Origin of the sequence: Sorangium sp. So ce321 (genome assembly GCF_051530195.1) — a bacterium.
Lineage (GTDB): Bacteria > Myxococcota_A > Polyangia > Polyangiales > Polyangiaceae > Sorangium.
In genome coordinates this window covers 979920-998497 of record NZ_CP150329.1, presented here as the reverse complement: position 1 = coordinate 998497, position 18578 = coordinate 979920, and the positions used below count along the sequence as shown (strand labels likewise).

The 18578-nt window shown below is 70.5% G+C and carries 12 protein-coding genes; all 12 read right to left on the bottom strand.

From position 1 onward, the window contains the following. Positions 1-129 precede the first annotated feature (129 nt). Complete coding sequence (gene gatB / locus WME89_RS03840; protein ID WP_438007906.1) at positions 130-1587, bottom strand: Asp-tRNA(Asn)/Glu-tRNA(Gln) amidotransferase subunit GatB; 1458 nt, start codon at positions 1585-1587, stop codon at positions 130-132. A gap of 170 nt (positions 1588-1757) precedes the next feature. Next, the gene (locus tag WME89_RS03835) at positions 1758-2432 is read right to left on the bottom strand and encodes a NuoI/complex I 23 kDa subunit family protein (RefSeq protein ID WP_438007905.1); all 675 of its coding nucleotides are present in this window, start codon (positions 2430-2432) and stop codon (positions 1758-1760) included. A gap of 11 nt (positions 2433-2443) precedes the next feature. Beyond that, positions 2444-4210, bottom strand: coding sequence for a complex I subunit 1/NuoH family protein (locus WME89_RS03830; RefSeq protein ID WP_438007904.1), 1767 nt, complete (start codon positions 4208-4210; stop codon positions 2444-2446). Then, positions 4207-5904, bottom strand: coding sequence for a 2Fe-2S iron-sulfur cluster-binding protein (locus tag WME89_RS03825; RefSeq protein ID WP_438007903.1), 1698 nt, complete (start codon positions 5902-5904; stop codon positions 4207-4209). Before WME89_RS03825 ends, WME89_RS03830 begins: the two co-directional genes overlap by 4 nt. Positions 5905-5991: 87 nt before the next feature. Further along, on the bottom strand, positions 5992-7206 hold the full coding sequence (locus WME89_RS03820; protein ID WP_436625002.1) for an NADH-quinone oxidoreductase subunit D: 1215 nt from the start codon (positions 7204-7206) through the stop codon (positions 5992-5994). A gap of 3 nt (positions 7207-7209) precedes the next feature. After that, positions 7210-7890 (bottom strand): NADH-quinone oxidoreductase subunit C, encoded by a 681-nt coding sequence (locus tag WME89_RS03815; protein WP_438007902.1) that lies wholly within the window; start codon positions 7888-7890, stop codon positions 7210-7212. Then, positions 7887-8471 carry an NADH-quinone oxidoreductase subunit B gene (locus tag WME89_RS03810; protein WP_436625000.1) on the bottom strand — a complete coding sequence of 195 codons (585 nt, stop codon included), beginning with the start codon at positions 8469-8471 and terminating at the stop codon, positions 7887-7889. The genes WME89_RS03815 and WME89_RS03810 overlap by 4 nt, the downstream gene beginning before the upstream one ends. Further along, a complete protein-coding gene (locus WME89_RS03805) occupies positions 8459-8815 on the bottom strand; it encodes an NADH-quinone oxidoreductase subunit A (RefSeq protein WP_436624999.1) in 357 nt (118 codons plus the stop codon). Before WME89_RS03805 ends, WME89_RS03810 begins: the two co-directional genes overlap by 13 nt. Before the next feature lie 253 nt (positions 8816-9068). Next, positions 9069-10175 carry a hypothetical protein gene (locus tag WME89_RS03800; protein WP_438007901.1) on the bottom strand — a complete coding sequence of 369 codons (1107 nt, stop codon included), beginning with the start codon at positions 10173-10175 and terminating at the stop codon, positions 9069-9071. Positions 10176-10796: 621 nt separating this feature from the next. Beyond that, positions 10797-13331, bottom strand: coding sequence for an MXAN_6577-like cysteine-rich protein (locus WME89_RS03795; protein ID WP_438007900.1), 2535 nt, complete (start codon positions 13329-13331; stop codon positions 10797-10799). A 280-nt stretch (positions 13332-13611) separates the two neighbouring features. After that, positions 13612-16536, bottom strand: coding sequence for an MXAN_6577-like cysteine-rich protein (locus WME89_RS03790; protein WP_438007899.1), 2925 nt, complete (start codon positions 16534-16536; stop codon positions 13612-13614). Between the two features lie 253 nt (positions 16537-16789). Continuing rightward, positions 16790-17989 carry an alpha/beta fold hydrolase gene (locus WME89_RS03785; RefSeq protein ID WP_438007898.1) on the bottom strand — a complete coding sequence of 400 codons (1200 nt, stop codon included), beginning with the start codon at positions 17987-17989 and terminating at the stop codon, positions 16790-16792. Positions 17990-18578: the final 589 nt, after the last annotated feature.

Sequence of the window (18578 nt, the reverse complement as noted above, 5' to 3'; positions counted from 1 at the left end):
TCCTCCGTCGCGCGACGCCGCCCGGACTCGCCTCGCCGACGCGACCCCGTGCAGCGCTTCGGCCGGGCTCGGCGGCGAGATCGCCTGAGCGGCTACCCTATTTCACGCCCGGGCGCGGAGAAAGCTCCTTCACGCGCCCGCGACAGGAGCGCCCTCGAGCAGCCGCTTCAGCACCTCGTTCACGACCGCGGGGTTCGCGCTGCCCCCCGTCTGCTTCATGATCTGCCCGACGAAGAAGCCGAGCAGCGCGGTCTTGCCGGCGCGGTACGCCGCCGCCTGCTTCGCGTTCGCGGCGATGACCGACGCGGCGATCGCCTCGATCGCGGACGCGTCGCTCATGACGGCCATCCCCTTGTCGCGGACGATGTCGCCGGGCGCCCGGTCGGTGCCGGCCATCTCCGTGTACACCTCCTTGGCCTGCTTGCCGCTGATCGCGCCCTCGTCCACGAGGCGCAGCAGCCCGGCCACCTGCGCCGGGGTGACAGGGAACGTCGCCGACAACCCCGTCGTGCGGGCGTCGCGCAGCACCTCGCCCTGGACGAAGTTCGCCACCTTCACCGCGTCGCCGTGGAGGCGCGCCGCCTCCTCGAAGAACACCGCGATCTGCGGGTGGCCCGTCAGCACCGACGCCGCGTACGGCGTGAGCCCGAGCGACTCGGTGAAGCGGCGCCGCTTGTCCACCGGCGGCTCGGGGAGCGCGGCGCGCACGTCGGCGAGGAACGCCTCGTCCACGACGAGCGGCGGCAGATCCGGCTCGGGGAAGTACCGGTAGCCGGACTCGTTCTCCTTGTCGCGAAGGAGGTACGTCTCCTTCTTCTCGGCGTTGTACCCGCGGGTCTGCTGCCGCACCCGGCCGCCCTGCTCGATGAGCGCGATCTGCCGCCGGATCTCGAGATCGATCGCCTCGGCGACGAAGCGGAACGAGTTGATGTTCTTGAGCTCCGTCCGCGTGCCGAGCTTCGTCTCCCCTGCCCTGCGGACCGAGACGTTGGCGTCGCAGCGGAAGCTGCCCTGCTCGAGGTTGCCGTCGTTCACGCCGATGAACATCAGGATCTCGCGCAGCCGCTTCAGGTACTCGGCCGCCTCGACGCCCGAGCTCAGGTCGGGCTCGCCGACGATCTCGATGAGCGGCGTGCCGGCGCGGTTGAGATCGACGACCGACAGGCCGCCGATGCCGTGGAGGTTCTTGCCGGCGTCCTCCTCCATGTGCACGCGCGTGATCCCCGCCCGCTTCTTCCCCGCCTCGGTCTCGATCTCGAGCACGCCGCGGAGCGCGAGCGGCCGGTCGTACTGGCTGAGCTGAAAGCCCTTCGGCAGGTCCGGGTAGAAGTAGTTCTTCCGCGCGAAGATGCTGCTCTCCTGGACGGCGCAGCCGAGCGCGAGCGCGGCGCTCACCGCCATCCGCACCGCCTCGCGGTTCAGGACCGGGAGCGCCCCGGGGAGCCCGAGGCAGACCGGGCACGTGTGCGTGTTCGGCGGGTCTCCGAAGCTCGTCGCACAGCCGCAGAACGCCTTGGTGCGGGTGAGGAGCTGCGCGTGGACCTCGAGCCCGATGACCGCCTCGAAGGAGCCGTACGTCGTCGCCATGGCCCGCTCTTCTAGCAGAACCTCACCCGGGCGAGAGGCCCCCGGGCTCAGCCGCCCGGCGGGATCCGGGCGCTCAGCCGCCCGGCGGGATCCGGGCGAGAGGCCCCGCGCCCGCCTGGCGCCGCCGCCCGGCGGGCGTCGCCGCGTCGCCGCCGGACGCGCGAGCCAGGTCAGTGATCCGCGTGCTCGCGCGTCAGGCCGGGGTGCGTCGGGTCGCCCGGCTCGTGGCGCCGGTTCGCGGTCAGCCGCGAGCCCGAGCGGTCCGCGAGGGTCATGAGGAGCTCGCGCTTGTAGATGAACTGCTCGCGCGAGTCGTAGGGCACCGCGTGCAGGCCGGTGTCCATGCGGATGGCGTCGACGGGGCACGCCTCGACGCAGTAGCCGCAGAACACGCAGCGGAGCTCGTCGATGACGAAGCTGCTCGGGTACCGCTCGTAGCCGTGGCGACGATCGCCCTCGGGGTACTCGGCCGGATCGATCGAGATGCACTGCGCCGGGCACGCCGTCGAGCAGCAGAGGCACGCGACGCAGCGGGGCGAGTTGTCCTCGCGCAGCGTGAGCCGGTGGATGCCCCGGAAGCGCTCCGGGTAGGGGCGCTTCTCCTCGGGGTAGCTGATCGTCGTGACCCCCGGCTGGAGCGACTCGAGGACCGGGTCCGGCTTCTGGCCGAGCACCATCTCCTTCGTGTTCTTGAAGAAGTGCTTCATCGTGAGCCCCAGCCCCTTGACCATCTCGGGGATGTAGGCCTGCACGTCGGCGCTCCGGACAGGGCGCGGCACCGGCTTGCCGGTGATCGGCCTGCCGGCCGGCTTCGTCCAGGGGTTGCTCGGAGTAGCTCTCGCCATGGGACTCTCCTCTACGCCTGCTGCGGCGTTGCCTTGGTGCCCCCGGCCGCAGCGGCGAAGCGGGCCGAGGTGGAATTGACGGTGTGGTGACGCTCGACCGGCTCGAGGAGCCCGGCGATCAGCGCCACGACGGCCGCGAAGCCGCCGAGGGCGACGAGCCCGTGGGAGACGTCGGCGGCGACCTGCAGGCTGCTGCGGAGCCCCGCGGGCGCCGAGTCGACCGCCAGCACCACGATGCCCGTCACCATCATGTTGACGATCGTGAGCGGCAGGAGCTTCGTCCACCCGAGCCGCATCACCTGGTCGTAGCGGAAGCGCGGCAGCGTCCAGCGGAAGAAGACCTGCACCCACGTCATGAAGATCGTCTTGCCGAAGAACGCGAGGAAGTACGTCAAGCTCACGGCGAAGTGCGTCATCTTGTACTGGAACAGCGTCGTGTCGCCGAAGGCGATGTTGATGCCGTCGCGGTCCAGGAAGGGCAGGTGGTAGCCGCCGAAGAAGAGCGTGACGAGGAGCGCGCTCGACGTGATGAGCTCCACGTACTCGCCCGTCATGAACATGCCGAACTTCATCCCGGAGTACTCGACGAAGTAGCCGGCGACGATCTCGCTCTCGCCCTCGGGCTGGTCGAACGGGATGCGCTTCGTCTCGGCCGCGAGCGCCGCGAGGAACAGGAAGAACGCGACCGGCTGGACGAAGATCCCCCACGCGTGCTCGGCCTGCCACTGCACCATGTCGCCGAGCCGCACGCTGCTGTAGATGATGAAGAGCCCGACGACGCTGAGGCCCATCGCGACCTCGTAGCTGACCATCTGGCTGGCGGCGCGCAGCCCGCCGAGCAGCGAGAACTTGTTGTCGCTCGCCCAGCCGGCGAGCGCGGCGCCGATGATGCCCGTGCCCGCCATCGCGAAGATGTAGAGGATGCCGACGTTGAGGTCGGCGACCTGCAGGTTCACGACGTGGCCGTTGCACGTGAAGGCCTGGTCGACCGTGTTCTTGAGGAGCGGGAGGTCGCCGAAGCCGAAGACCCGGTCGCCGTTGTCCTCGAAGCAGAGCTTGTCGCCGAAGGGGATGACCGCGAACGTCACCAGCGCCGGGAACATCGCGAGCAGCGGCGCGAGCGAGTGGAGGAGCCGGTCGGCGTTCTTCGGGATGAAGTCCTCCTTCCAGATCATCTTGATCGCGTCGGCGGCGGCGTGGAGCGTGCCGAGGAGGCGCAGCGGCACCTTGCCCTCGGGCACGCTCAGGGCCGTGAGCGCGCCCGCCCCGAGGAGCAGCGCGCCGAGCAGCACGCACACGACGCGCGCCGCGGTCGGCGCCGCCGAGAGCGGGATCGCCTGCGCGACGAAGAAGGCCAGCACGTGGGCCAGGACGCCGGCGTAGAAGATGCTGCGCGGGTCGAACCGGGCGAGCGCCTCCTCGGCCGCGTTGCTCGGGCCGTTCCTGCGGGCCGAGGCGCAGATCACGAGCAGGCTGAGCCAGGCCACGAACACGGCGAACTGCGCGCTGATCACCAGCGCCTCGACCGCGGACGGCCCGGACATCGGGCGCGTCGCGGTGAACACGGCGAGCGCCGCGAGCGCCGCCGGCGGGAGGAACACGATGCCGCGCACGAGCAGCGACGGCAGGTAGACGACCGCCCGGTTCGGGCCGACGCGGTCCTGCACCATCGCGCCCTGGCGCCTGTCGGCCCAGGTCGCGATCGCCGCCATGTTCAGCAGGAACATGACGACGATCAGGATCTTCACGATCGCGAGAACGAGCTCGACAATGGTCATGCCGTGGCCTCCGTCTTCTTCGGCTCGACCCGCGACCCGTCGGCGAGCGCTGTCGCCGCCGAGGTGTGCGCGGGGGGCGCGGCGCCGAGCACCGCCTCGGGCGCGGCCGCCGCGCCGGCGACGGCGCCGGGCGGCATCGCGCGGCGCAGCTCGGCGAGGGTCTTCCACCCGGTCGCGTACCCGAGCGTGCGCCCGAGCCGGCCGATGAGCTCCCAGGCCGGGCGCGCGTCGCCGTGCGGGAGCAGCGCCCGCTCGCTCCGCTGCGCCAGGCCCTTCCGGTTCACGTACGTCCCCTCGGCCTCGGCCCACGAGCACGCCGGCAGGGCCACGCGCGCCGCCGTCGCCAGCGGCCCCTCGTGGGCGGCGATCGTCACCACCCCCTTGAGCCGCGACAGCGCCCGCTGCGCCTCGCCCGCGTCGACCTCGAGGTCCGACCCGAGCGCGACGACGTACGCGTACTGCCCCGACGCGATGCCCTGGAGCAGCTCCGCGACGGGGCGCGGCGGGGTCGCCGCCGCGATCTGCACGGCGCCGCGGGTGTTCGGGTTCTTGTCCTCGCTGATCAGGATGTCGTCACCCTGGCCGAGCGGCTTGCCCGACACGAAGAAGTCGGTGGCGCCGAGGTACGTCGTCGCGAGGTGGTAGAGCGCGAAGTTGTCCTCGTTCGAGTGCTGGGCCGACAGGACGACAGCGACCTTCGACGGGTCGTCGGCGTGGCCGCTGAGCTGCTCCTTGGCCGCGGCGAGCGCGTCCTCGAGGCTCGCGTCGTCGTTGCCGACGAGCGCCGTGAGCAGCCGCCCCTCGACCGCGCGCCGGTACGAGAGCATCCCCTCGTCGCACATCCAGTACGTGTTGACCGCCATGTTCTCGCGCGGGCGGTGCCGGTACGGCGTGTTGTTGCGCGGGTCGTAGTCGAGGTACGCGTTGCAGCCCGTCGCGCAGCCCTGGCACACGGTCCGGGCGCTGCGGAGGAACCAGACGCGCGCCTTGAACCGGAAGTCGCGCGACGTGAGCGCGCCGACCGGGCAGACGTGCTCGGTCATCAGCGTGTAGTTGTGGTCGAGCTCGCGCCCCGGCGAGACCGTGATCTCCCCGAGGTTGCCGCGCTCGCGGACGGAGAGCACCGGGTCGCGGGCGAGCTCGTTGCAGACGCGGATGCACCGCGTGCAGACGATGCAGCGCTCGGCGTCGTAGACGATGGTCGGCCCGAAGGTGACCGCCTTCGGCTTGTGCACCGGCTCCTGCTGCATCCGCTTGCCCTTGCGCTGGTGCTCGAGCCAGTAGTCCTGGAGGCGGCACTCGCCGGCCTGGTCGCAGATCGGGCAGTCGACCGGGTGGTTCAGGAGCAGGAGCTCCTGCACCGCCGAGCGCGCCTCGGCCACGTGGTCGCTGCCCTCGGACAGCACCTCCATGCCGTTCGAGCACGCCATCTGGCAGGACGGCTGGAGCTTCGGCTTCGCCGCCGGCACGTAGTCCTGCTTGGCCTCGTCCCAGCGGAGGATGTCGAGGCTCATCGCCGGCCGCCCCGGCGGCGGCAGCACCTCGACGAGGCACATCCTGCAGTTGGCGGCGACGCTGAGGCCGGGGTGCCAGCAGTAGTGGGGGATGTCGATCCCGGCGCGGTGCGCCGCCCGGATGATCGTGTCACCGCTCTCGAAGGGGATCTCCCTTCCGTCGATCTTGATCGTAGGCATCGTGATCTCGATTCCCGGCGGGGCCGCGCAGGGCCCCCGCTCCTTAACTCGATGACGGGAGCGCTCCGCTCGCCGTCGCCGCCGTCGCTAGTGGTCGCACTCTCCGCCGATCATGTTGAGGGAGCCGAACGTCGGCACGACGTCGGGGATCATCAGCCCGGTGATGAGCTGGGAGAGCCCCTGCGTCGTGGCGAAGCACGGCGGGCGGATGCGGACGCGGTAGGGCGTGCCGCTGCCGTCGGAGACCAGGTAGAAGCCGAGCTCGCCGTTGCCGGCCTCGGTGTACGAGTAGCACTCGCCGGCGGGCACCTTGATGCCCTCCATGACGATCTTGAAGTGCTGGATGGTCGCCTCGATGGTCGTGTAGACCTCCTCCTTCGGCGGCAGCACGATGCGCGGATCGTCGATGTTGATCGGCCCCTCGTCGGGCATCTGGTCGAGCGCCTGCTCGATGATCCTCGCCGACTGGCGGATCTCCTCCTGGCGGCACATGAACCGGTCGTAGTTGTCGCCCCGCGTGCCGACCGGCACGTCGAACTCGAAGCGGTCGTAGACCATGTACGGGTTCGCCCGGCGCACGTCGTACGGAACGCCGCTCGCCCGGAGCACGATGCCGGTCCAGCCGAGCTCGAGCGCGTCCTCCTTCGACATTCGGCCGACGCCGTCGAGGCGATCGAGGAAGATGCGGTTCTTGAGGATGAGCTTCTCGGCGTCGTGGATGAGCGCGATCACGCGCTCGAGGCCCACCCGCACCATCGACTTGAAGTCGGGCGTGGGCGGCCGCGCCATGCCGCCGACGCGGCCGAAGCTGTGCGTCAGGCGCGCCCCGGTCTCCTCCTCGAAGATCTCCCAGAAGATCTCGCGGGCGCGGCACAGGTACAGGAACGGCGTGAACGCGCCGAGCTCCATGGCCATGGCGCCGCTGCAGATCATGTGATCGCAGATGCGCGCCATCTCGCCGAGGATCACGCGGTAGTACTGGCAGCGCTCGGGCACCGTGACGCCGAGCATCTTCTCGACCGCCAGCGAGAAGCCGACGTTGTTGAGCATCGGCGAGACGTAGTTGAGCCGGTCGACGTACGGGAAGACCTGCGTCCACGTGCCGCGCTCGCACATCTTCTCGAAGCCGCGGTGCAGGTAGCCGATCTGCACGTCGGCCTTGTTGATCGTCTCGCCGGACAGCTCGAGCACGATCCTCACCGTGCCGTGCATCGCCGGGTGGGACGGCCCCATGTTGAGGAGCATCGGCTCGCTCGGCAGATCGAGCGCGGCCTCGTCCAGATCGCGATCCAGGGGTTCCATCGGTCAGCTTCGCTCCTGCAGCGCACCCACGCCGATGCCCTGCGGTTTGCCCTTGTCGGAGGCCTCATCACCGCCGGTCGACTCGAGCGACGCCCCCGTCCCGGGGTTGTACAGCGCGAAGTCGTGCGACTGGCGGCCGAAGCTCATGCCCTCGTCGGGGCCGAACGGCGGCAGCTTGCCGGTGTTCGGCACGTCCCGGAACGGGATGAGCGGCTGGATGCGGTTGGCCGGGTAGTCCTTGCGCAGGGGGTGCCCCTCGAACTCCGGGTACATCAGGATGCGCCGGAGGTCCGGGTGCCCCCGGAACACGATGCCGAGCAGGTCGTAGCACTCGCGCTCGAACCAGTTCGCGCCCTTCCACACCGGGACGATCGAGTCGATCTCGGCGCCGTTGCCCTCCTCGTCGCCGACGCGCGCCTTGATGCGGATGCGGTGGTTCCGCTCGAACGAGCGCAGGTGGCAGACCACCTCGAAGCGGGGCACGTCGCCGCGCCAGAGGTAGTCGACCGCCGTGAGGTCGACGAACATGTTCATCAGCGTCCGCGGGTCGTTGCGGAGGAACAGGGCGACGTCGCGCCACGCGGCCGGGTCGAGCACCGCGGTGTCGTCGCCGAACTGCGAGTGCGTCTCCAGGACGGCGCCCGGGAACTGCGCCGTGAGGAGCTCGAGGACCTTCTTGCTCATGGCTGGCTCCTCTCCTTGCGCTGGAGGGTGACGAGGCGCTCCGCGGTCAGCGCGGGATCCTCGCGCGGCTTGACGATCGCGGGCGTGCGGTCGCCGCGCGCGATCTTGTCCTGGAGCAGCATGAGGCCGTCGAGCACCGCCTCGGGGCGCGGCGGACAGCCCGGCACGTAGACGTCGCAGGGGATGATCTTGTCGATGCCGGCGAGCGTCGTGTAGTTGTCGTAGAAGCCGCCGCACGAGGCGCACGTGCCGAAGGCGAGCACCCACTTCGGGTCCGCCATCTGCTCGTAGATGCGCTTGAGCGCGGGCGCCTGGCGCTGGCTGATGGTCCCCACCACCCAGAGCAGGTCGGCCTGGCGCGGCGAGAAGCGCGGCACCTCGGCGCCGAACCGCGCCATGTCGTAGCGCGGGCTGGCCATGGCCATGTACTCCATGCCGCAGCAGGCCGTCACGAACGGGTACTGGAACAGGGAGTACTTCTTGGCCCAGTTGAGCAACGCGTCCACGCGCGTGGTCGCGAAGCCGTGCTCGGAGCCCTCCATCACCCGCGTGGAGGGGCCTCCGCCCATTATTTCTCCCATTCCAGAGCTCCCTTCTTCCACACGTATACGAGCGCGACGACGAGCAGCGCGATGAACGAGCTCATCGTCGCGAGGCCGGTCCACCCGAGCGTTCGGAACTGGATCGTCCACGGGTAGATGAGCACCGCCTCGATGTCGAACACGACAAAGAGGATCGCCGTCAGGTAGAACTTCACGCTCGGCTTGACGAACCGCCCGCCCGTCGAGTCGCTGCCGCACTCGTACGGCATCATCTTCTCGACCGTCGGGTTCTTCGGGCCGAGCAGCGACGTCAGCGTGAACATGGCGAGCGCGATGACCGCGGCCACGAGAAACAGCAGGAACAAGGGGATGTAGGTGGCCATCGAGAGAGCACTCCTACGGGTCGGGCCCGGAGGGCCGACCGCCTCGCCGCAGCGCGCGGCTTCTCGGGCGAGACCTCGGGGCCCGCGGCCCCGAACCATGCAGTCCAACAAGGTGAGAGCGACGCGGCGATGCTGCGTTGAGACAGCAAAAATCCGAGCGATCTCGGCTTAATCCGCGCCGGATCTAGTCGGCCGCCGCGGGGGTGTCAATGGAGGCGGTCAGCCAACCGGCGGCAACCGGCGGGCCGCGATTCTAGGAGCGGTTCGCCACGAGGACCAGCCCTCTCCAGGCGGTGAGCGCCGTCCCCAGGGTGGCCTCGATCTCCCGGATCTCCTCCACCATGTCGGCGTCCGGCACGCCGGCGCTCCGCGCCTCGCGGACGCAGGCGAGGGCGGCGACGAACTTCTTGCGGTGCACGAAGGCCCGCGCGAGCAGCGGCCAGATCTGCTTCGGCGGGGCGCCGAGGTTCGCGGCGCGCCGGAGGGGGCCGATGGCCTCGCCTGCCCGGCCGTCCTCGAGCATGGCCTCGCCCAGCCGGCGGAAGATGTCGCCGGCCGCGGCCCCGTCGTGCGCGTACTGGACCGCGAGGCGCATGACCTCCTCGCCCTGGTGCTCCTCGCCGAGCTTGACGCACGCGGTGCCGAGCAGGCCGAGCCCCTTGGCGATGAGGCTGCGGGCGTCCGGGGTGAGCATCTGCCCCTCGGGCGTGCGCAGGAAGATGGCGAGCGGCGCCGGCCAGGTGCCGAGCAGCTGGATCACCTTCGGGAAGTCGCCGCGCTGCGAGGCGACCTCGGCCTCGGCGACCTTCGTGAGGTCGATGGCGGAGCGCGCGCCGGCGGAGGCGCGCTCCAGCTCGTCGCGGACGTGCGAGCGGATGCGGGCGCGGAACTCGTTGAGCTCGTGCGTCTCCTCGATGCCGTCGCGCAGGAGGAGGAGGCGCGAGGTCTTCCCTTCGACGGAGAGCTTGCGGAGGCTGTAGCCGTAGAGCGGGGCGAGCAGCAGGTAGCGGACGCCGATGTGGAGCTGGAGGCCCTCGAGGTCGGTGTCCCGCTCGGGGGCCTGCGGCGTCATGTCCTCGGTGAGCAGCGCGCCGACGAGGCGGTGGCGGAAGTCCGCGAGCGTGAGCCGCTGGACGTCGCCGTCGACCTCCTCCTCGCCTGGCGGCGCGATAACGAAGTCGACCAGCGTGTTGTCCGGGTTGCGGCGGTCGACGGTGAGCGCCGTGATGCGGGCGCCCGTGATCATCGAGAAGGCAAAGAACGCCTCGCCCACGATCTCGCAGAGCGCCTGGAAGCTGCCGATGCCGTCGCCTATGCGCTCGAACCAGCCGTCGGTCCGGACGGCATCGAGGGAGAACACGCGTTCCTTTGGCATGGTTCGACCTGGATCACAGGGGCGCGTCCCGGATGGCGGACGCATGTCCCAGGGGGGCCGAGACTCGCACGGGCGCGCGCCGCCCTCAAGAAAACTCCTAGTAGGAGCGCGCGTCGCTCCTCGGATCGAAGCGCCGTCCGCCATCCATCGCGCCACGCCGGGCCACCTGCCCCCACGCCCCCGCCCCCGGCCGAAGCTACAGCGGCCGACCCGACCCGGCCCTGCCACCGCTCCTCGGTCGCCCAGCCCCAGCCGACCAGCGCCTGCCCGCCGGCCACTGTCGCCCTGCACCTGAGGAATTCCCTCATTTTGCAGCCCTTTTCAGCGGAAAAATTGAACAGAGAGGCGGGCGACAGGGAGTATTTCGAAGTTTTCCCTCCCCGCCTCCCCGCCTCCCTGTGAATTTTTCCGAAGAATTTGAGAGGATGCGTCGGGCCCTGCACCACGGTTCTCCGCTACACGCGCAGCAGAGCGGCACTTCTCCACGCGCAGCGGAGCGCCCCCTCTGCACGCGCAGCGGAGCGCCCCTCTGCACGCGCAGCGGAGCGCCCCCTCTGCACGCGCAGCGGAGCCGCCCCTCTCCAAGAGCAGCGGAGCCGCCGCGCTCTACGGAGCCTGGGTGATGTGCAGCGTGAGGTTGCCGGAGGAGGAGGGGCGGCTGTCGGCGACGATCGTGATCACCTGCCCCGCGGTGAGGGGCACGTTCACCCGCGAGGCGACCCCGACCGCGTTGTCGTTGCACGCGAGCTCCGCGCCGGCGCAGCTGTCGCCGTCGTGCACGTGGAGGACCGTGTCGAAGGTCGAGGAGAGCGTGTCGATGACGTAAGTCCCGTCGGCCGGCGCGGTGAAGCGGTAGACCCTGTCGTTGCCGCTCGCGCCCGACGCCGTGCAGCTCGGCGTGCCCGAGTTCGGCTGGAGCAAGGTCGAGCCCGTCGCCGTCTGCGGGACCGTCGAGCCGAGGTCGACCGGGCTCACGCACGTGGCGTTGCCCTCGAACAGGCTGATGTTGAGCTTGAACGCGCCCGAGGCCGCGGCCCCGGAGCCATCCACCACGACGGTGGCCGCCTGCCCCGCGACGAGCGGCACGGCGACCCGCGACTGGACGCCGGTCGTGTTGTCGTTGCAACCGAGCGACGCGCCGCCGCACGTGCCGTCGTGCACGTGAACGACCGTGTCGAAGGCGGAGCCGAACGTGTCGAAGATGTACACGCCGTCGGAAGGCGCCGTGAAGCTGTAGGTCGCCTCGGCGCCGCCGGCCAGGCCGCACGGCGCGCTCACGAAGTCGCCGAGCCCCGCGGTCGTACCCGTCACCGTCTGCGGGACGACGGGCTCGAGGGTGTTCGCCGGGCACGGGGGCGCGGGGATGCCGGTGACGTTGAGCGTGTAGGCGCCGGAGGCCCCGTACGCGCCGTCCACCACCACGTACGCCGTCTGCCCCGCCACGAGCGGCGTGACGACCTGCGACACGGACCCGGACCCGTCGTTGCAGCCCAGCGAGGTCCCCGTGCAGCTGCCGTCGTGGACGTGGAGCACGGTGTCGAACATCGAGCCGGTCGTGTTGAACGTGTACCTGCCGTCAGCCGGCGCCGTGAAGCTGTAACTGACCTCGGGGGAATCGCCCGACGCGCAGGACGCCTGGAGGTAGTTGTCGAGGCCTGACGTGTTGCCCATGACCGTCTGCGGGTAGGTCGTGCCGAGATCGATCATGGGGCACGGGGGCGGCTCCCACTCGGAGATGTTCAGCGTGTAGGCCCCGCTCGCGCCCTCGAAGCCGTCGACCACGACGACGACCGTCTGACCGGCGCTGAGCTCCGCCGTGATGCGCGACTGCATTCCGCCTCGCGAGTCGTTGTTGCACTCGATCACATCGCCGTTGCACGCGCCGTCTTGCAGCTCCAGCACGGTGTTGTACTCGGAGCCGAACGTGTCGAAGACGTACTTCCCGTCCGCCGGGGCCGTGAATGTATAGCTCACGTCGGGGCCGCCCGCGTGGCCGCAGCTCGGCGTGATCGCGTCGCCGAGCAGCTCGGTATTGCCGGTGAAGGTCTGCGGGAGCGCTTCGTCGACTGCCCCCGAAGGGCAGATGGGCGGCCCGGCCTTCGCCAGGTTGAGCGTGAAATCGCCCTCCGCGCCGTCGAAGCCGGTCACCACGATGAGGACCGACTCGCCCGCTTCGATGACCGCGCGGACCTTCGATTGGCCGCCCTCGTCGTCATCGTTGCAGGCGAGCTGAGCGCAGCTGGTCGCGCCCACGACGCCAAGGGCCGTGTCGAAGTCGGACCCGACCGTATCCATCGTATATGTCCCCGCCTCGGAGGGCGTGAACAGATACACCCGCTCCGACGAGCCGGCGGCCACGCACGCCAGCCCGTAGTTCGTCTCTCCTCCGACGGTGGTCCCCGTCACCGTCTGCGGGAACGTGTCTCTCAGCTCCTCGTGGGTGCCGATGACGCACGTGCAGGCGCCTGCCTGGCAGAAGGCGCCTCGCTCGCACGCTGTCTCGCAGCTGCCGCAGTGCAGCTCGCTCGTCTGCAGGTTGGCGCACGAGCCGCCGCAGTCCGTGAGCTCGGCGGAGCAAGTGCAGGCGCCCTCGGCGCACTGCTGGGTGGGCGAGCAGCTCGCCTCGCAGCTGCCGCAGTGCGCGCTGTCGTTCTGCACGTCCACGCAGACGCCGTCGCAGTCCAGGAGGCCGTCGGCGCAGGCGCAGGCGCCGTCCGTGCAGACCTGCCCCTCCGCGCACGGGTCGCCGCATTTGCCGCAGTGGCGCGGGTCTGTCTCGAGGTCCACGCAGCTCCCGCCGCAGGCGGTCTCGCCCTCGTCGCACTCGTCGACGCCCCCCTCCATGTCGCCGCCGCCGCCCTCGCCCCCGCGGCCGCCCTCGCCCCCGCGGCCGCCATCGCCCCCGCCGCCCCCGCCCTCGCCGCAGCGGCCCTCCTCGCAGCGCTGCCCCTCCGCGCAGGCGTTGCCGCACGCGCCGCAATGCTCGGCGTTCGCCTGGGTGTCGACGCACTCTCCATCGCACTGCGACTGTCCGTCCGCGCACGCGCTCGGCTCGTCGTCGCCCTCGGCGCAGGAAGCCGCGACGACGACGCCTGCGACGAGGAGCAGCGCGGCGGACGAGAGGGTGGGTCTGAGGCGCAATCCGGAATTGTTCATAGCCATCCTTGGGGGTATCTGGCCGTTTGAGGCGGAGCGGATAACGAGTCGCGCGCCAGGATACGCCCACGTCCGAGGGCTCCGCAACCGGCGGGGCGCTGGATGTGTGCCAGGTTCGCCCTGGCGGCGCGTGGGCTGAGCCGCGGTCGCGCGGCGGCCTTCCGGGCGCTCGCGGCGCCTCGAAGGCGCCGCGTCGACCTCGGCGGCCTCGGTAGATCGAGTGGCAGCATCGCCAGCCGGGCTTCGGGGAACACGCGGCGTGGGCTCAAGGAGCGGCGATGTTCAGCGTGAAGTTGCCCGATACCCCGTTATAGCCATCGACGACGACGGTGATGACCTGACCGGCGGTGAGCGTCACCGTGAGCCGCGATGATGTCCCGATGCCGACCCCATCGTCGTTGCACGAGAGCGTGGTGCCGCCGCAGCCGCCCGTGTGGACGTGAAGGACGGTATCGAACGTCGAGCCGATCGTGCTGATGACATACGAGCCGTCGGCCGGGGCGGTGTACGTGAACACCGTCTCCGGAGCGGTCGACGAGGTGGCGCAATTCGGCGTCACCGAGTTGGGCTGGCCCGCGGTGCTGCCGGTCGTGGTGAGCGGCAGCTCCGAGCCGAGCTCGATCGCCGTCGAGCAGGTCCCCAAGCCGGCGAACCGGTCCACCTGGAGCACGTACTCGCCGGAGCTCGTGCCGCGGCCGTCGACGGCGATGAGGACCGTCTGCCCGGCGACCATGTCGACGGTGAGACGCGACTGCCGTCCGCCGCCCGCGTCATCGTTGCACCGGAGCGGCGTCGAGCAGCTCCCGTCGAAGACCTGGAGGACCGTGTCGAAGCTCGACCCGAACGTGTCGAAGATGTAGGTCCCGTTCTCCGCCGCGGTGTAGCTGTAGAGCATGTCCGGCGCGGTGGACGAGCCGCAGGTCGGGGTGACCGACTCGGGCTGCTCCGCGGTGGTCCCGGTGACGACCTGCGGGAAGACGGAGCCGAGGTCGATCGCGCTCGAGCAAGTCCCGCCGCCGTCGAACTTCTGGGCGGTGAGCGTGAACTCGCCCGACGCGCTCGCGGAGCTGCCGTCCACGATCAGGATGATCGTCTGGCCCTCGTCGAGCTCCAGCGTCAGCCGCGACTGCGTGGTTCCGCCCGCGTCGGTGTTGCACCCGAGCGCCGCTCCGGCGCACTGGCCGTCGCGCGCGGAGAGGGTCGTGTTGAAGGTCGATCCGAACGTATCGAAGACGTACGTGCCGGCGGCGGGCGCGGTGAAGCTGTACGTCGCCTCGGCCCCGCCGGAGCTGCCGCAAGACGGCGTCATGAGGTCGACCGCGCCCTCGGTCGTCCCGGTCACCGTCTGAGGCACCGTCGACCCGAGCTCGATGGCGGGGCACGGGGGGACGAAGGTCTGGCGCACGTTGAGCGTGTAGGCGCCGGAGGCCGATGAGCTGTAACCGTCGAGGACGACGATGACGGTCTGTCCCTCGTCGAGCAGCAGCTTCACCTGCGATTGCAGGCCAGACGTGTCGTCGTTGCACCCGAGGCTCGGCCCGCTGCACGTGCCGTCGTGCACATGCAGCACCGTGTCGAAGGAGGTGCCGAAGGAGTCGAAGGTGTAGAGCGCGTACGCTGGCGCGGTGAACGCATAGGTGGCCTCGGGGCCGCCGCCGCCCGCGCAGGGCGCCGATATCACGCTCACGCGATCCATGACGGCGGTGTTGCCCGTCACCGTCTGCGGGAAGGTCGAGCCGAGCGTGAACTCCGGGCACGGCGGCGGCACGTACTCGGTGACGTTCAGCGTGAACGGCCCGGCGGCGCCGTCGACGCCGTCGACGATCGCGACCACCGTCTGGCCCGCGGTGAGGTTGGCGATGACGCGCGACTGCTCGCCCGCCGCGACGTCGTCGCTGCAGGAGATCACCGAGCCCGAGCACGTCCCGCTGCGCAGCTCCAGGATCGTGTCGTACGAGGAGCCGTACGTATCGAAGATGTACCTGCCCGCGCGCGGCGCGGTGAACGTGTAGCTCGAGTCGGGGGTGTCGATCGAGCCGCAGCTCGGCGCGACGGCGTCGCTGCGCAGATGCGTGTCGCCGGTGATCGTCTGGGGGAGGGTCGGCTCGATGGTGCCCACGGGGCACTCGGGCGGCGCGAGCGGGTCGATGCTCAAGACGAAGTCGCCTTGCGCGCCGTTGTAGCCCGACACGACGACGAACACCGCCTGTCCCTCGTCGAGGCGCAGCGAGGCGCTGGCCTCGGCCCCCCCGCGATCATCGTTGCACGCGAGCTCATCGCAGATGTCGGTGGTCAGGAGGCCGAGGGCCGTGTCGTAGCTCGATCCTGCGGTGTCGAACCTGTAGCTGCCGGCCTTCTCCGCCGTGAACCGGTAGACCATCTCGGTCGAGCCGGCGGCCACGCAGGCGAGCCCGAAATAGGTGTCCGCGCCGAGCGTGGTGCCCGTCACGACCTGCGGCGCCGTCGCGCCGATGTCCTCGTAGTCGCCGACGACGCAGAGGCACGCGCCCTCCTGGCAGACGAGCCCCGGGCCGCACGCGGCGTCACACGCGCCGCAGTGCGCCGGGCTTCGCGTCAGATCGACGCACCTGCCGCCGCAGTCCGTGAGTCCCTCGTTGCAGAGGCACGCCCCGTCCGTGCACGTCTGGTTGTCGGCGCACCGGACCTCGCAGCTCCCGCAGTGCAGCGGATCGCTCGCCAGGTCCACGCAGCCGCCGTCGCAGGCCGCGAGGTCGGGGGCGCAGGCGCACTCGCCGTCCTCGCACAGCTGCTCTTCCGGACATTCGTTGCTGCAGCTCCCGCAATGGTGCGCGTCGATGTCGAGGTCGACGCAGTCGCCGCCGCACTCCTCGAGCCCGGGGGCGCAGAGCTCGCCGCCGGTCCCGCTCGCGGGGCTTTCCATGCCGCCGCCGTCCGGCGCGCCCCCGCCTCCGCCTCCGCCGTCGCCGACGCACTCGCCCGCCTCGCACCGCTGCCCGCTCGCGCAGACGATGTCGCAGTCGCCGCAGTGGTCGGGATCGGTCTGCGCGTCGACGCACGCGCTCGCGCACAGCAGCTGGTCCTCATCGCACGACGTTCCCGACACCTCTCCCTGCGCGCAGGACACAAGGGAGACCAGGAGGGCCGCTGCCGTCAGCCAGAGCGCTGTGGGCGACAGCTCGAATCTGGAGCGCAATCCGGGTTGACTCATGAACATCCTTTGGCGGACACGCCGGCCACCGTGTGGCGCGAGAGACCCGTCCACGAGAATACGCCTCTTCGCTTTCGCTCCGCAATCACGGATCGGCGCGCGGCGCCGCGGGATCGTTCGATTTCATCCGGTTCCAGCTCCATGAACGCGACGAGACTGGATGAAATGGAGCGCGCGGGAGCCGCGTGCGCGCGGCCCGTCGCTGCCGGGACGGTCTCGTCGGAAGGTCGCTGAGGCGACCGCGCGCGGCGGCTCATGCGGCCGGGAGATCCGGCAGCGGATCGGCCTCCTCGGACGTCGGCTGGCGCGCCTTGATCGCCTCCAGCGCCGGGGCGCCCGCCTCGGGCCCGGGCGCGTCTTCGGGCTGCTCCTCCGGGCCGAGGAAGCGCGCGACCGGCTCGAAGAGCTCGGCGCCCGTATAGGCGCCGACCGCCAGGTCTCCGTGGCCGTAATCCTCCCGCGCGCCGAAGTCGCGCCCGAGCACGAGAAAGCGCTTCGGGGTCTCGGGGTGATCGCGTCCCCACGCGTCGAACGCCGCGCGCACCGATGAGACCGGCGCTATCCTGTCCGCGCTGCCGGCGATGAAGAGGGCCGGCGCCGCGACGGACGCGAGGCCGTCCAGGACTCTCTCGCCGTCCACGCGGATCTCTCCGTCGCCCATCATCCAACCGGCGAAGTCTGCGTTCAGCGCAGCGGGGATGTCCTCGATGCAGTTGACCAGCGCGAGCCGGGTGACGCCGGGAGGCACGTTGCGCGGATTGGCCACGGCGCGGTGGATCGGCGTCCGTAGCCACTCCGAGGCGAACGCGACGCTGCGTGCCATGAGGCGCAGCGGCACGCCCGGGAGCAGCCAGCCCGGCAGGAAGCGCATGAGGCGCGCCGGGCCGGAGACGCGGCCTGGAGAGCCGACAATGACGACGCGGCGGACCCGATCTTCCGGCACGCTCCGTCCCAGCGCGGCATAGAGGAGCATGCCGCCCATCGAGAAGCCGACGTAATCGAGCGAGCGGGCGCCGGTGCGCTTCAGGATCGCGTCGAAGGCGCAGGGGAGATCGTACCGGACCATGGCCGAGAAGCGGACGCTGCGACGCTCGATGCGGGTGAGGAGGCGGCCGCTCCGCAAGGTCAGCAGCCACACGTCGCGTCCGAGCGCGGCGAGGTGGCGGGCCAGCGAGTAATCGGGGTGGATGTCCTGGTTCCTGTGGTTCGCGGCGATCCCGTGCACCAGCACGATGGGCGGGAGATCCGGCTGCGCAGCCGCTCCGGGCGGGCACGGGACGCGGCGGATCTCGATCTGGGCGCCGTCCTCGGTCCGCAGCACCTCTTCCACGCTGTAGTCCAGCGGGAGGGTCAGCCGTTTGACCCAGTAGTAGAGGTGCGCCCACAGCCCGACCGCCGCCAGCACCGCGAGCGCCAGCGCGACCAGGAGGTAAGCCCCGAATGTCCAGACCATACGCCCAATCTACCCGCTGGCGCCGCTTCCGCATGCGAGCAGCCTCGACAGCTTGGCGCCTGGACGGAGCGCGGGCCAGCTGGTTGTTGAGGCCGCCGTCGCCCGCTCGCCCCGGGATCATCCGTGGATGGCGGAGACGCGAACTGCATGTTTCGAGATCATTTCTTCCTGCGGGCGAGAAAGGCACACTGCGCTCAGGAAGTCACTCCGTCCTCAGGAATCGGACTGCTGGCCTCGCGGAATGCCCTTGGCAGATACGCATGCTGACGGCCCCCTTTTCACCCGCGTCGCGTCCGGCGGCGGCACGGCCGTTGTGGCCATGCCCACGGCGGTGCGGCGGCGGAGACCTTCAGCCGGGGCGTGCACAAAGGTTCCACACGCGCCCGCCCGCGCCCTGGCATGCAGATCGCATCAGGTCGGGACGAGAGAAGCGGTGAGGATCCGGTAAGCGCCCCGCCACGAGGGGGATGCAAGCGAAGGCGCCGCAGCGGAGCTCGGGGGGGCTCCGCTGCGGCGCTCCTTTGCGACACCGGACGGACGCTCACGAGCGTCCCGGAAACAAAATGAAAAAAGCGCCTCGCGGACCTGG